Origin of the sequence: Labedella phragmitis (genome assembly GCF_004078635.1) — a bacterium.
Lineage (GTDB): Bacteria > Actinomycetota > Actinomycetes > Actinomycetales > Microbacteriaceae > Labedella > Labedella phragmitis.
In genome coordinates this window covers 556295-570117 of record NZ_RZNB01000001.1, presented here as the reverse complement: position 1 = coordinate 570117, position 13823 = coordinate 556295, and the positions used below count along the sequence as shown (strand labels likewise).

The window sequence follows — 13823 nt, the reverse complement described above, 5'->3', positions numbered from 1 at the left end:
CTGTCGAAGCGTCGCACGTCGCGGTCGGCTCACCGCCCTTCGACAAGCTCGGGGACCGTACCGGCGGCGGTCAGAGGGAGTGGTGGCGGCCGATCGGGACGACGAGGGGGGTGCCCGTGACGGGATCGTCGATGACGCGCGACGCCATGCCGAAGACGGCCTCGACGGTCTCGGAGGTGACGACCTCACGCGGGGTGCCCGATGCGAAGATGCGGCCCTCCTTCACGGCGAAGAGGTGATCGGCGTAACGCGCCGCGAGATTGAGGTCGTGGAGCACGATGACGACGGTGGTGCCGCGGGCGCGATTGAGGTCGGTGACGAGGTCGAGCACGTCGACCTGGTGGGAGACGTCGAGGAACGTCGTCGGCTCGTCGAGGAGGAGGACGTCGGTCTGCTGCGCGAGGGCCATCGAGATCCAGACCCGCTGGCGCTGACCGCCGGACAACTCGTCGACGGGACGCTCCGCGAGTTCGAGCGACCCCGTCGCCTCGAGCGCCTCGGCGACCGCGGCATCGTCCGCCGCGGTCCAGCGCGAGAACAGTCCCTGATGGGGATACCGGCCACGACCCACGAGGTCGGCGACGACGATCCCCTCCGGCGCGATGGGCGTCTGGGGCAGGAGACCGAGCACGGTCGCGACCTTCTTCGTGGGCATCGCCGTGATGGGGGCGCCGTCGAGCAGGACCGATCCACTCGTGGGGGCGAGCAACCGCGCCATGGCGCGGAGCAGCGTCGACTTCCCGCACGCGTTGGCGCCGACGATGATGCTGATCCGGCCCGGCGGGACGACGAGGTCGAGGTCGTCGAGGACGACGCGGTCGCCGTACGCGATCGTCGCGCCGTCGACCTCGAGGGAATGGGACACGGTCACAGGGAGCCTCCCGAGCGGTTCGAACGGATCAGCAGGTAGAGGAGGTACGGAGCGCCGATGGCACCCGTGACGACACCGACGGGGAACGAGGTGCCGAAGGCGAACTGACCGAGCAGGTCCGCGGTGAGCACGAGGAGCCCGCCCACGAGACCGGCGGGGATCAGCAGCGAACGACCACCGCCCACGAGCCGCGCGGCGATCGGTCCCGAGAGGAACGCGACGAAGGCGATCGGGCCGGTGGTGGCCGTCGCGACGCCCGCGAGTGCCACGGCGACGACGACGAGCAGGAGCCGCGTCCGGTCGACGCGCACGCCGAGCGCCATCGCCGATTCGTCACCCAACTGGAGTGCCGTCAAACGACGCGTGAGCACGATGATGAGCGGCAGCAGCACGAGCAGGCTGAGCGCGAGCGGCGGGATGCCGTCCCAGAAGGCGCTGCCGAGGCTGCCGGTGAGCCACCGCAACGCCGCCTGCACCTCGAACGAGCTGGACTTGAGGAGGAGGTAGCTCACGACACTGTCGAGCATCGCGCCGACGCCGATCCCGATGAGGATGAGTCGCGCGCCCGAGAGCCCGTTGCGGTAGGCGAGCAGATAGATCGCGAGGGCCGCGCCGAGGCCGCTGACGACGGCGAGGATCGAGACGCCCGCTCCCCCCGCGCCGAGGATCGTGATCGCGAAGACGGCCGCTGCGCTCGCCCCTGAGGTGATGCCGATCACGTCCGGGCTCGCGAGCGCGTTGCGGAGCATCGTCTGGAACGTGACCCCCGCCAGCCCGAAGGCGACGCCCGCGAGGACACCCGTGATGGCGCGGGGCAAACGCAGCGTCCCCACGGTGAAGGACGCCCCGGGCACCTTCTCGCCGAACGCCACCCGGAGCACGTCGCCCGGAGGGTAGAAGGTGTTGCCGACCATCAGGGTCGTGACGAACATCGCGACGAGGGCCGCCGCGAGGGCGCCGATCACGAGCCGTCTGTGCCGCCCGCGTCGGCGGCGCGCGGCGCGAAGCGTCTCGGCGGCGGACGTGCCGACGGCCGGAGTGGACCCGGTCACCCCGACGGGTCGCGCGGCGACGAACTCTCGCGTCACGTCACAACTCCTTGATCTTCTGTCGGCGCACGACGGCGATGAACACGGGCGCACCGATGATCGCCGTGATGATGCCCACCTCGACGTCGCTCGGTCGCGTCACCACACGGCCGACCACATCCGCGAGCAGCAGGAGCACGGCGCCGAAACCGACCGAGTACGGCAGGATCCAGCGGTAGTCACTGCCCGTGAGGATGCGCGCGACGTGCGGCACGACGAGACCGATGAAGCCGATGGGCCCCGCGATCGCCGTGGCCGCGCCGCACAGCAGGACTCCTCCGAGCGCGGCGACGGCGCGCGCGACCTTGATGTTCCCGCCGAGCCCCGTCGCGAGCTCGTCGCCGAGAGCGAGAGCGTCGAGCGAGCGGGCGGACAGCAGCGACAGGATCGCGCCGACCGCGAGGAACGGGACGACCGTGGCCATCGACTCCCAGTTCGCGCCCCCGATCCCGCCGATCTGCCAGAAGCGGAAGACCTGGAGGGCGTCGACGCGCGGCAGCACGATCGCGCTGATGAGCGAACTGAGAGCGGCGGTCGTGGCCGCTCCGGCGAGGGCGAGCTTCAGGGGCGTCGCTCCGCCGCGACCGATCGATCCGACCGTGTAGACGAACACGGCGCTCGCGGCGGCTCCGGCGAGGGCGAGCCAGATGTACTGCGTGACGGTCGTCATACCGAAGAAGGCGATGCCGGAGACGACGAAGAGCGACGCCCCCGTGTTGACACCGAGGATGCCGGGGTCTGCGAGCGGATTGCGCGTGACCCCCTGCATGATGGCGCCCGCGAGACCGAGCGCCGCCCCGACGAGCAGACCGAGCACCGTGCGGGGCACGCGTGCTCGCACCGCCTCCTCGGCGAGGCCAGTGGCCGACTGGTCGGTGAAGGCGCTCACGACCTCCGTGAGCGAGACCTCACGCGACCCGATCGAGACCGACAGCACCACGACGACCACGAGCCCGACGAGGCAGGCGAGCAGTCCGAGCACCCGGCGACGACGACGGGACGCCGACCGGGCCCGCGAGGGTCTGGTCGGCGTCCCGACGACGACGGGTGCTGTGATCACTCGGCGTTCTCGGCGGCGTCCGCGAGCATCCCGACGAACTCGTCGAGCGACCACGGGATCGACAGGACCGTCGGCGAGAGGGCTGCGGCGATGGGGAGACTGTTGTTCATCACGACGACCGAACCGTTCGCAACGGCGGGGATCTGCGAGAGCAGCGGGTCCGCCTGCAGGGCCGGGAGCGTGGAGTCGTCGCCGTAGACGACCATGATGTCGACGTCGTCGAAGGTGTCGGCGTTCTCGGCGCTCACGCTGCCGAAGAACTCCTCGTTCTCCTCGGAGAGCTGCGCGAGGCTCTCGGGCGTCTCGAAACCGAAGTCCGCGAGGTACTTGTTGCGGGCATCGTCGGTCGAGTAGTAGCCGATGCTGCTGAGGTCGCCGGGGGTGAAGTACCCGACCATCGCGGTCTTGCCCTCGAGGGCCGGCTCGGCCGCGACGGCGTCAGCGATCTGCTTCTCGATGTCGGAGATGAGCGCGTCGGCCTCGTCGGCCATGCCGAGGGCCGCGCCGTCGAGCTCGGCCATCTCGCGCCACGTGGCACCCCACGGCACGTCGGGGTACGCGACCGTCGGAGCGATCTGCGAGAGGGTCTCGTAGTCCTCCTCCGTGAATCCGCCGTAGCCGCCGAGGATGACGTCGGGCGTCGTGTCGGCGACCGCCTCGAAGTCGAGCGCCGAGGTCTCGTCGAAGAGGACCGGGAGCTCGTCCGTGCCGCCGAGTTCGTCGAGCTTCTCGTACGTCCACGGGAGGATGCCGTCGCCGTCGTCGTCGCCGTAGGTCTGGGCCGGCATGCCGACGGGTACGACGCCGAGGGCGAGCGCGACGTCCTGGTTGGCCCACTGGACGGTGGCGACGCGCTCGGGCGCTTGCGTGATCTCCGTCTCTCCGAAGACGTGCTCGACCGTGACCGGGAAGCCGCTCCCTCTCGCTCCGCCGGAGGATCCGGACGAGGCGGTGTCGCTTCCGCTCGAGCACGCGGCGAGGCCGAGTGTGCCGACGGCCGCGAGGGCGACGAGGGAGAGGGTTCTGCGGGAAGCGCGCACGGAAGTCCTTCGAGACGTGGTGGGATTAGGCTTGCCTATCCTAAGCGCATCCTCGCCGTATCGAAAAGTGCATGCGGACGATCAACCTCCGCGACCGGGCGCGCGGCCGCACCCTCGCATCGCACCCCGCCGTCGCGGGTCGATCGCGGATGCGCCCCGACCCGCGCCCCCGAAGGCGCGGGTCGGGTTGACGCTCTGTTGCGCGCCTGGCGAGATCGACGAGGCGGACGAACCGGCGCCACCGGTCGCCCCCTCTCCGCGGCTGGTCGCCACGTACCCGAAACGCGTGACCTGCTCGGCGGAGAGTGTCGAAACATCGATCCCGAGGATGAGTCTCCCGCGGGCGTCCCCTGAGTACGCCACGTGACGGATAAATTCACCCCCCGGGTCACCCTCCCGTGCGGCTCATGCCCCCCGGACGGGTGACGATCACCGAAAATTCCCGGCGGTCGGCCGGCCACGACTTTCCGCTCGAGTGTCCGTCAGCGATCGACGCCTGCCTCCACAACGGGACCGGATTGTGCTAGTCCTGAGGGGGTCGACGGCGATACTCACGGTTGTGCCGTCGATGCGAGGTGAGGTCGATCGGTGGCGTTCACCTCGAGGAGGGGAGGTCGCGTGACAGCGAACGAAACCGAGCCACCGAGCCACGAAAGCCGCGGAACGCTCCGCGAGCGAGTGCTCGACGAGGTAGCCCGGAACGGCGCGCAAGCGGCCGCGGCCCTCATCGGGTCAGCGTGGGATCGCTACTCCGCCACCGCCCCGGCTGAACTCCTCGACGCCGTCCGAGCCCTTCCCGGCGAGATCCTGATCGACAATCCCGGCCTGATCGTGGCGGCGAACTATCTGCAGCAGCTCGTCGCCGAGACGGATCCGGATCGCGTCGAGCGGACCCAGCAGTTCTCGATCACTCCCGCGAGCGGGTCGACGCTCGCCCAACAGCTCGTGATCCTCACGGGAACGTCCGCGACACAACGCATGCGCGGCGACTTCGCGGATGCACGGGCATCTGCTGCGGACGCGCGACGACGGTTCGAGGCCGCCTCGGACGTCGAGACCGCGAAACTCCTGCAGCATCTCCCCCATCTGTTCGTGCAGTGGGGGAGATCGCTCGAGACCGCCGGTGACGGTCGAGGAGAGGCCCACCACGAGTACGAGGAGTCGTACCGGCTCGCCCTTCACACCGAGCAGCACCAAGCGGGGAGACGAGCCGCGGGACACCTCGCCTGGTATCTCGCCGAACGCGGGCGGCTGAGGGCGGCGCAGGACTGGTTGCGACGGGCTCGCGACACGGGCGAGGCTCAGGTGGGGTACGACGCGGTCATCCACCTCACCGCCGCCCTCATCCATACGGACGGGGGCGACCGCGGCGCCGCCGCCGTCGACCTCGCCAGGATGAGCGTCCACCCGATCGGCGACTATTGGGCGGCGGCCCTGTGGGTGAGGTCCACCCACGCCGCGACGGCAGAGGAACGCGCGCTCGTCGAGGCCGACCTGGAGGTCGAGCTCGCCCGGAGGCCGCCGGCCATCGCCGGAGGCGCGATGAACGCGCACTACCTGAGGGCCGCCGCTGTGAACCTCGGCCGTTTCGGCGTCGACGAGCGGGAATGGACCACTCCGGGCGATGCCGCGCTCAACGCCATCGCCGCGTACCGGCGGGGCGCCTTCCACGCCGTCATCGACATGACGCAGCATGCCATCGGACCGGAAGCGAGCCCGCGGATCCGCGCCGCTGCGCTCCTGCTTCACGCAGCGGCCGCGGCCGGGCTGAACCGGAGCAGTGCGGCTTCGGAGCACTTCGAGCGGGCGCGCGCGATCATCGATCGCGAGGGACTCTTCCGAACGTACGATCTGATCGACGTCGACGCCCTCGAGGATCTCGCCGGCAGCCGCGGGGTGCCCGTCTCAGCGTCCGTCGTCGGCGGCGGAGAGGCGGCACTCCTCTCGACCCTCAGCAAGAGGGAGCAGGAGGTCCTCGTCCAGCTCGTCTCCGACCGCTCGCTCGCCGTCATCGCGGGAGACCTCTTCGTGAGCCCGAACACACTCAAGACGACGGTGCGCCGGCTCTATCGGAAACTCGGGGTGAACTCCCGCCAAGAGGCGGCGGACATCGCGCACCGCGCGGGCCTGAGGCCACAGCCACCCCGGTAAGCGGTCCAGCGCCGGCGCAGGCCGGCGCGTCGCGGAAAGGCGCGTCAGCGTGCCACGGACGACTCCGGCGCTCCGGCGCCGAGGTGCTCCACGAGCGCTGCGGCGAGGCCGTCCTCGTCGACCGTGCCCGTGCGCGCGTTCGCTGCGGTCACGACCTCGTCAGGCGCCTGCCCCATCGCGACGGCCGTGCCGCCGCCCGCCACGGCCCACTCGAACATCTCGATGTCGTTGCGGCCGTCCCCCGCGACGAACACGTTGTCACGTGCGACGTCGAGGGCTTCGCGGACGTGCTCGAGCGCCGTCGACTTGTTGACTCCTTGCGGCGCGATGTCGAGCCAGGCCGTCCACCCGATCGAGTACGCGACCCGATGGAGTCCCATTCGCTCGACGCTCTCGAGGAACTCCTGCTCGCCCTGGTCGGGCGACACGACCACGACGCGGAGGACCGGCTCGTCCGAAAGCCGTTCGAACGGGACCTGCTCGGCGTTGTCGAGGTTCCAGTCGTCCATGCCCTCGGTGTACTTGCGGGACCCGTCCGGGAGCTCGACCATGTAGCGCCCGTCGTCGAGGTTCGTACGGATCGTCTCGAGCACCTCTGCCGCGTCGAACGTCTCGATGAGGTGACGGCGGTAGCCCGACGATTCGTCGGGGTCGCGCTTCAGCACAAGCGCACCGTTGGCGCACACGACATACTCCGGCTCGAGTCCCAGCATGTCGAGGACGGGCTTCGTCGAGTCCCAGCTGCGGCCCGTCGCGAGCGTGACGACGACGGCGTCGGACACGATCGAGCGCACCGCGTCGCGGACCACGTCCGACAGCGAACCGTCCTCCCCGAGGACCGTTCCGTCGATGTCGAGCGCGACGAGTCGCTTCGCACCGCTCATCGGACGGGCTTCGCGACGTCGAGGCCGCCGAGATAGGGGCGCAACACCTCGGGGATGATGACGGAGCCGTCCTCCTGCTGATGGGTCTCGAGGATCGCGACGAGCCAGCGCGTCGTCGCGAGGGTGCCGTTGAGCGTCGCGACGGGGCTCGTCTTGCCGTCCTCGCCGCGCGAGCGGATGCCGAGACGCCGAGCCTGGTACGTCGTGCAGTTCGAGGTGGAGGTGAGCTCGCGGTACGCGTCCTGCGTCGGCACCCACGCCTCGACGTCGAATTTCCGGGCGGCGCTCGAACCGAGATCGCCCGCTGCGGTGTCGATGACGCGGTACGACAGGCCGAGGTCCGTCATCATGCGCTCCTGATAGCCGAGCAGGCGTTCGTGCTCCGCCGCAGCGTCGTCCGGAGTGGTGTGCACGAACATCTCGAGCTTGTTGAACTGGTGCACGCGGATGATGCCGCGGGTGTCCTTGCCGTAGGAGCCGGCCTCGCGGCGGTAGCACGTCGACCAGCCGGCGTAGCGGAGGGCCCCGTCGGAGAGGTCGAGGATCTCGTCGGCATGGTAGCCCGCGAGCGCCACCTCGCTCGTGCCCGTGAGGTAGAGGTCGTCGTCCTGCAGGTAGTAGATCTCGTCCGAGTGGGCCCCGAGGAAGCCCGTGCCCGCCATGATCTCCGGCTTCACGAGCGTCGGAGTGATGAGCGGGATGAAGCCGGCCTCGAGGGCGCGATCGAGCGCGAGGTTCATGAGCGCGAGCTCGAGGCGCGCGCCGATGCCCTTGAGGAAGTAGAAGCGCGAGCCGGACACCTTCGTGCCGCGCGTCATGTCGATCGCGTCGAGGAGCTCACCGATCTCGAGGTGGTCGCGCGGTTCGAAGTCGAACGCCGGCTTGTCCCCCACCTCACGCAGGGTGACGAAGTCGTCCTCTCCTCCGGCCGGCACGCCGTCGAGCACGATGTTCTGGATCTGCGCGACGGCCGCGGCGTAACGCTCGTCGGCCTCGTTCTGCTCCTGCTGCGCCGCCTTCACCTGCTCGGAGAGGCCCTTCGCCTCGGCCACGAGAGCGGCCTTCTCCTCCTTGGGTGCTTGCGCGACGCGCTTGCCGTGGGCGTTCTGCTCGGCACGGAGCGTCTCGAACCGGGTGATGGCCGCGCGCTTGGCCGCGTCGGCCTCGAGCGCCTCCGAGACGACCTCGACGGAGGCTCCACGCGCCTCCTGCGAGCGTCGAACGAGGTCGGGGTTCTCACGCAAGAGCACTGGATCGATCACGCGGTCCAGTCTATGCGCCGGGTAGGTTGTCCTCATGGGTGCTGCGGGTTCTCGGTGGGCCGCGGTCGTCTACAACCCCGTGAAGATCGACGTCGATGCTCTGCGACCGATCGTGGAGCTCACGGCCGTCGCCGAGGGCTGGGGCGAGACGCGGTGGGTCGCGACGAGCGTCGAGGATCCGGGGGCCGGGCTCGCGCGGATTCTCGTGGAGGCCGGCGCCGGGCTCGTGATGGCCGCGGGTGGTGACGGCACGGTGCGTTCGGTTTCGGAAGCGCTCGTCGGGACGGGTGTCCCTCTCGGAATCCTGCCGTCGGGGACGGGCAATCTGCTCGCGCGCAATCTCGACCTCCCCCTGTCCGACGTCTCCCGCAGCGTCACGATCGCGTTCACGGGCGCCACTCGCGACATCGACATCGGCGAGGCGCGCATCGCGCGGGGCGACGGCTCCACGGATTCCCACGCGTTCCTCGTGATGGCCGGTGTCGGGATCGACGCGCAGATCATGGCGAACACGAATCCGGCGCTCAAGCGCGCCGTCGGCTGGCTCGCGTACGTCGACGCCGGTCTCCGGGCCATCCCGGTCTCGCGACCGTTCCGCGTGCGGTACCGCCTGCAGGGGCACAACGAGCACAGCGCGCACGTGTCCACCGTCATCGTCGGCAATTGCGGTCTGCTCCCGGGTGGGATCGAGCTGCTGCCGGGCGCTTCCGTCGACGACGGGCTCCTCGACATCGCGGTCCTGCAGCCGAAGGGCCTCGTGGGTTGGCTCCAGGTGTGGCGCCGCGTCTCCTGGCAGAACCGCGCGCTCCGCCGGTTCAGCATCGGCCGACAGATCATCGAGGCGAACCGGCGCGGGGGCGCCGGCAAGACCATCACGTACCTCCGCAGCGCCGGAGTGACGATCGGCCTCGACGACCCGAACGAGGTCGAGCTCGACGGCGACGACTTCGGTTCCGGGACGGCCGTCGCGTTCTCGACGCGACCGGGCGCCCTCGCCGTGCGCGTCCCGCTCCCCGTGGCGTGACCACCGCAGGGACCGGAGTCACGGTCGGGCCGGGCGTTGGGGCGACCACGTGAGCGCGAGGCCGGCTCCCGTCGCGACGGCGAGAGCGAGACCCGCAGCGAGGACGCCGGTGACGAGCCGCGGGATCCACGGCCTCGGCAGGGGGACGGGCGACCCCGTGCCCATCCCGCCAAACGATCCGTACGAGACGTACTGGTACCCGCTCTCGTCGACGAACACGAGTCCGTCGGGGTCGTCGATCGTCGTGCGGAAACCCGCTGCGTCGACGAACACGATGGAATAGCGCGGCAGCGGACCGTCGAGCGAGATCGAGTCGACGACGATCGTGCGGGCGACGATCTCCGGCGGTGTCAGCACGGGCGCCTCGTCGAGGGCCTCCGACTGGATGGCGATGCGCGTCGCGGCGGCGAGCCGGTCCTGCGCGTCCGCGAAGACGAGCACGATTCCGGCGCCGATGAGCACGACCGAGAGCACGGCGCCGACGACGCCGCCGATGAGCCGCCGCGCACCCGCGATCATCGTGATGCTCCCCGTCGGAACCGCACGGCCAGCACGGTCACCCCGACGAGGACCGAGAGGATCCCGAAGGCGATGAGGAGGGGGCCGACGGTCCACTCGACCTGCATGGCGACGAGGTCACGGGCCGCATCCCCGTCCTCGACGTCCGAAAGCCCGTGCGTGCCGCGACTCGTGAAATCCGAGTACACGACGTCGAGGGCGGAGCGGTACAAGCGCACTCCCATGGCGATGAGCGCGAACCCGCCGACGACGAGCACGACGACATGCGGATTCCACCGGGGACTCGGCTCGCGGCGTGAACGATCCCTCGGCCGACCGGTCGCGCCGTCCGGGACGGGCCGCTCGCCGCCAGCCGGTCCGTCGATATCGTCCATCGCCGCACCTCCCACCCTCGAGGGAGCGAGACGCGGGGCGGAGTCGCACTCCCGGATGTCCGTCGTCGACGACGTGCTGGCCACGACTCGCGAGGCATCTTCCGTCAGTATCCCTCAGGCCCTGCGGTGACGGAACTCCTCGCCAGGAGGTGGCGGAGTGTGCATCGCGGGGCGTCGACCGGCCCGTGGAGCACGGGGTCGGACGGGCGTGTGATGCGCCGCGGCGTCGAGTGTCAGGGCGATCCCGAGGACCACCCCGATGATCAGCGGCACGGTGACGAAGCGGGGTGACCACGGCCGCGGTCGCGGCGATTCGAACAGCCCCGTGCCAAACGCCCCGGCACGGATGAGGACGGCGTCGCCCTCCTGCACGATCGACACGCGCGGGGTGGTGTCGTTCACGAGAGCGTCGATGACTACCCACCGCCGGAACTCGGGGGTGTCGACGAGGTCGCGGTAGTACTCGACACCCGCCTGCTGCGACGTCGCCGAGCGGATCGTGGCTCCCACCGCGTCGATCCTCGCCCGGGCGTCGACCCAGACGAGGCCGACGCCGACGACGATGAGGACCACCGCGACGACGGAGAGGAACGACCGGCTGGAGATCCGGGTCACGATCGCGGTGAGCGCTCGCGCCGCGGACGAGGTGACCACGCTGCGGCCTGCAGCAGGACCACGAGGACGCCGAGGGCCGCTCCCGCCGCGATGGGCACGATCACGAGGCGCGGAGCCCACGGTCGCTGCAGCGGGAGGTAGGTGAAGATGCCGCCGAACGCGCCATACCGGGCGTCGCGGTAGTCCGCCTCCTGGTCGGTGAAGAGCACGGGTGTCGGCCCGTCGTTCGCGAGCGAGTCGGCCATCACGAGACGGGCGAGTCTGGCGGGCTCGCCCACGTCGTATCCCTCCTGCCCGCTGTAGAACTCGCGGAGCTCATCCACGACGCCGGTCGCGGCGGCCGCGCGCGAGCGGGCGTCGGTGGCCACGAGAGCGGCTCCGCCGAGGAGGAGGACGACCGCGAGGGAGGCCACCACGAGGAGGACGATCCGCCGGGACCTCACGGTGCGCCTCACGGTCGAGCGCCCGTCCCGTCGGTGTTCCCGTGAGACTCGTCGCCGCCACCGTCCGCGGCCGGGCCGCGCTCGTCCGCCCTCCCGACGGGACGCCAACGGACCGCGACGAAGATCACGACCGCGAGGATCGCCGCGAGCCCGACGACGAACAGGAGCGGACCGAGCGACCAGCCGAGCTGCATCGACACGAGTTCCGCCGTCGGGTCCGCGTCCTCGTCCGAGCCCGTGTCCCCGCCGCCGAAGATGAATCCCGTCTGGGCGAAGTCGACGTAGATCGTCTCGAGGGCGGCCCGGAACATCTGGAAGCCGGCGACCGCGAGGACCGCCCCGCCGATGACGAGCCCCAGGAGGTAGGGGTTCCGCCACGGCGCCGTCGGTGCGGCGTCCGTGTCCCTCGACTCCGTTCGGGGGTTCGACCGTGCCTCACCGGCGTCCGCGACCTTCGGCGCGCGCGCGAGGAAGTCCTCGGGCTCCTCCTCGGCGGGCGCGCCGGGAGGCGGCACCATGCGGGTCGGGCGCTCCGCGACGGGCGGGGGCAACGGGTCGTCGCTCCCCCACCTCGGCCTCGACTCGGGGGGAACCCCGCCCGGGGCCGCCGTTCCGCTCGCGTCCGGCGACTGGGAGGACGGCGGTGCGAAGAGGTCGAGGTCGGCATCCCGTCGTGCACGCGACCGCCGGGTCGACGGCACCGGCACCTCGTCCCGTGGGCCGCCGTGGACAGCCGGATCGTAGCCGCGCTGGAAGATCGGGTCGTGTCGCGGGTCGATGCCGCCCTGATCGGCCATGGGGTCCGTCCTTCTCCTCGCTACAGCACGTCGAGCCGGGGCGGGACGTCCGGCTCGCCGCTCACGATCGCGCGCAGCCAGTCGCGTGCGTCGATGAACACGTCGTCCGAGTATCGCGGGTCGAAACTCACACGCACACCGTCGGCTCGCGGGTAGGAGCCGAGGAAGATCACGCTCGGGCTGAAGCGCCGCACCCCGAGGAGCGCATCGGCGACGCGTTCGTCGAGGATGTGGCCGTCGGCGTCGATGATGAAGCGGTACCGGCCCAATTCGTCGCCGATGGGGCGCGACTCGAGCAGGCTCATGTTGACGCCGCGAGTGGAGAACTGCTCGAGCAGCTCGAGGAGCGCTCCGGCACGGTCGACGGGGAGTTCGGCGACGAGGCTCGTCTTGTCCGCACCCGTCGGTCGCGGCAGGTCGCGCGACGTCGACACGAGGACGAACCGCGTCACCGCGTTGGGATTGTCGATGATGCCGCGCGCGACGATCTCGAGGGCGTGGTGGTCGACGATCCCGGGAGGCGCGACGGCGGCGTCGGCGAGGCTGTTCTCGAGCAGACTCGCGGCAGCCTGGACGTTGCTCGATGCCGGAACGTGTGCGTGACCCGGGAGCGCACGATCGAGCCAGCCGCGGCACTGCGCGTACGCGACGGGGTGCGCGTTGACGACCTTCACGTCCTGGAGCCGCGTGCCGGGACGGACGACGAGGACGAAGTCGACGTGCACGAGGTATTCGCCGACGATGCGGAGCCCCGGCATCGTGGAGAGGGCGTCCTGGGCGACGGACACGCCGCCCTCGATCGAGTTCTCGATCGCGATCATCGCGGCCGTGCTGCGCCCCGTGATGACGTCGTCGAGGGCCTCGCCGACGTTGTTGACCGAGCGCCACTCCTGCCCGACGGCCTCCTCGACCTGCGCGAGCGCCGCCTCCGTGAACGTCCCGCGCGGCCCGAGGTAGCTGTACGTGCGGGTCGAGGGGACGGACGGTGTCGACATAGGGGAAGCCTACTGGCGACGATCCGCGGTGGGGGCGCGTTCCGACGCGAGCGCATGAGTCAAGAATTTAGCTAAAGCTAAATTAGCGTAGACTGCCCAGTATGTCAGACCTGATCAGGACGACTCGCGAACAGAAGGGCGTGCGCGCTCGTGATCTGGCGAAGCGCCTCGGCGTGACTGCCGGTGCCATTTCGCAGATGGAAGAGTCGGAGCGTTCCGAGACCATCAAGCTCCACACCCTGCGACGTGCGCTCGACGCCCTCGACGCCGCACCGGTCCTCACGACTCGGGACCTGCTCTGGACCGAGCGGGTGACACCGGCGGCGGTGGCGCGAGCCGTCGCTCGCGAACTCGAGGCGGGAAGAGAAGGCGTCGCCTTCCGCCTTGTCACGGACGGCGTTCGACAGCTCCGGTCGAATCAGACGGCGTTCTCTCGCGAGCAGCTGACCGAGCGTCCTCCGCGACTGCCGTCGAAACTCTGGGATACGTTCTTCGCCGCTCTGTATGCGCACGCACTCGGAGCGGAAGCGCCGGCGTGGGCGCGACCGAGGGCATTGGCTGAGCCCACTTACCTCTTCCCCCAGCCCTCACTCCAGCGACGAGCCGACGAGTCCACACCGAACTATCTGCGACGCGTCGGCGTCCTGATCGACGAACGTAGCCTCTCTCGTGCATGATCGCGATCTGCTCAATCGACTGA

The 13823-nt window shown here is 70.3% G+C and carries 15 protein-coding genes; 3 read left to right on the top strand and 12 right to left on the bottom strand.

All coding sequences use genetic code 11. The annotated features are described in order from the left end of the window. Nucleotides 1-70: 70 nt before the first annotated feature. The 4 genes from ELQ90_RS02770 to ELQ90_RS02755 are packed head-to-tail and all read right to left on the bottom strand — an operon-like array spanning nt 71 to nt 4059. Entirely contained in the window at nt 71-871 is an 801-nt protein-coding gene (locus ELQ90_RS02770) for an ABC transporter ATP-binding protein (protein ID WP_128493721.1), read from the bottom strand. Continuing rightward, entirely contained in the window at nt 868-1923 is a 1056-nt protein-coding gene (locus ELQ90_RS02765) for a FecCD family ABC transporter permease (RefSeq protein ID WP_243696004.1), read from the bottom strand. Before ELQ90_RS02765 ends, ELQ90_RS02770 begins: the two co-directional genes overlap by 4 nt. A gap of 37 nt (nt 1924-1960) precedes the next feature. Beyond that, the gene (locus tag ELQ90_RS02760; protein WP_128494109.1) at nt 1961-3016 is read right to left on the bottom strand and encodes a FecCD family ABC transporter permease; all 1056 of its coding nucleotides are present in this window, start codon (nt 3014-3016) and stop codon (nt 1961-1963) included. Beyond that, on the bottom strand, nt 3016-4059 hold the full coding sequence (locus ELQ90_RS02755; RefSeq protein ID WP_128493720.1) for an iron-siderophore ABC transporter substrate-binding protein: 1044 nt from the start codon (nt 4057-4059) through the stop codon (nt 3016-3018). Before ELQ90_RS02755 ends, ELQ90_RS02760 begins: the two co-directional genes overlap by 1 nt. Before the next feature lie 618 nt (nt 4060-4677). Here ELQ90_RS02755 and ELQ90_RS16870 point away from each other — a divergent pair. Next, the gene (locus ELQ90_RS16870) at nt 4678-6210 is read left to right on the top strand and encodes a helix-turn-helix transcriptional regulator (protein ID WP_128493719.1); all 1533 of its coding nucleotides are present in this window, start codon (nt 4678-4680) and stop codon (nt 6208-6210) included. A gap of 44 nt (nt 6211-6254) precedes the next feature. Here ELQ90_RS16870 and ELQ90_RS02745 read toward each other — a convergent pair whose 3' ends face one another. Then, nucleotides 6255-7094, bottom strand: coding sequence for an HAD-IIB family hydrolase (locus tag ELQ90_RS02745; protein WP_128493718.1), 840 nt, complete (start codon nt 7092-7094; stop codon nt 6255-6257). Then, a complete protein-coding gene (gene serS, locus ELQ90_RS02740) occupies nt 7091-8356 on the bottom strand; it encodes a serine--tRNA ligase (protein WP_128493717.1) in 1266 nt (421 codons plus the stop codon). The genes ELQ90_RS02745 and serS overlap by 4 nt, the downstream gene beginning before the upstream one ends. Nucleotides 8357-8390: 34 nt before the next feature. Between serS and ELQ90_RS02735 the strand changes: the two genes are divergently transcribed. Further along, the gene (locus ELQ90_RS02735; RefSeq protein WP_128493716.1) at nt 8391-9380 is read left to right on the top strand and encodes a diacylglycerol/lipid kinase family protein; all 990 of its coding nucleotides are present in this window, start codon (nt 8391-8393) and stop codon (nt 9378-9380) included. A gap of 18 nt (nt 9381-9398) precedes the next feature. Here the strand turns inward: ELQ90_RS02735 and ELQ90_RS02730 are convergent, their stop codons facing one another. The 6 genes from ELQ90_RS02730 to pheA form a co-directional block, all read right to left on the bottom strand. Further along, nucleotides 9399-9899 carry a hypothetical protein gene (locus ELQ90_RS02730; protein WP_128493715.1) on the bottom strand — a complete coding sequence of 167 codons (501 nt, stop codon included), beginning with the start codon at nt 9897-9899 and terminating at the stop codon, nt 9399-9401. Next, nucleotides 9896-10273, bottom strand: coding sequence for a hypothetical protein (locus tag ELQ90_RS02725; protein WP_128493714.1), 378 nt, complete (start codon nt 10271-10273; stop codon nt 9896-9898). The genes ELQ90_RS02730 and ELQ90_RS02725 overlap by 4 nt, the downstream gene beginning before the upstream one ends. A 114-nt stretch (nt 10274-10387) precedes the next feature. Next, nucleotides 10388-10927: a hypothetical protein gene (locus ELQ90_RS02720; protein ID WP_128493713.1), complete on the bottom strand. Its 540-nt coding sequence runs from the start codon at nt 10925-10927 to the stop codon at nt 10388-10390. Next, on the bottom strand, nt 10885-11331 hold the full coding sequence (locus ELQ90_RS02715) for a hypothetical protein (protein WP_128493712.1): 447 nt from the start codon (nt 11329-11331) through the stop codon (nt 10885-10887). Before ELQ90_RS02715 ends, ELQ90_RS02720 begins: the two co-directional genes overlap by 43 nt. Before the next feature lie 8 nt (nt 11332-11339). Beyond that, a complete protein-coding gene (locus tag ELQ90_RS02710) occupies nt 11340-12128 on the bottom strand; it encodes a hypothetical protein (RefSeq protein ID WP_128493711.1) in 789 nt (262 codons plus the stop codon). A 20-nt stretch (nt 12129-12148) separates the two neighbouring features. Beyond that, complete coding sequence (gene pheA, locus ELQ90_RS02705) at nt 12149-13123, bottom strand: prephenate dehydratase (RefSeq protein WP_128493710.1); 975 nt, start codon at nt 13121-13123, stop codon at nt 12149-12151. Nucleotides 13124-13224: 101 nt separating this feature from the next. Here pheA and ELQ90_RS02700 point away from each other — a divergent pair, with 101 nt between their 5' ends. Beyond that, nucleotides 13225-13800, top strand: coding sequence for a helix-turn-helix domain-containing protein (locus ELQ90_RS02700; protein ID WP_128493709.1), 576 nt, complete (start codon nt 13225-13227; stop codon nt 13798-13800). Nucleotides 13801-13823: the final 23 nt, after the last annotated feature.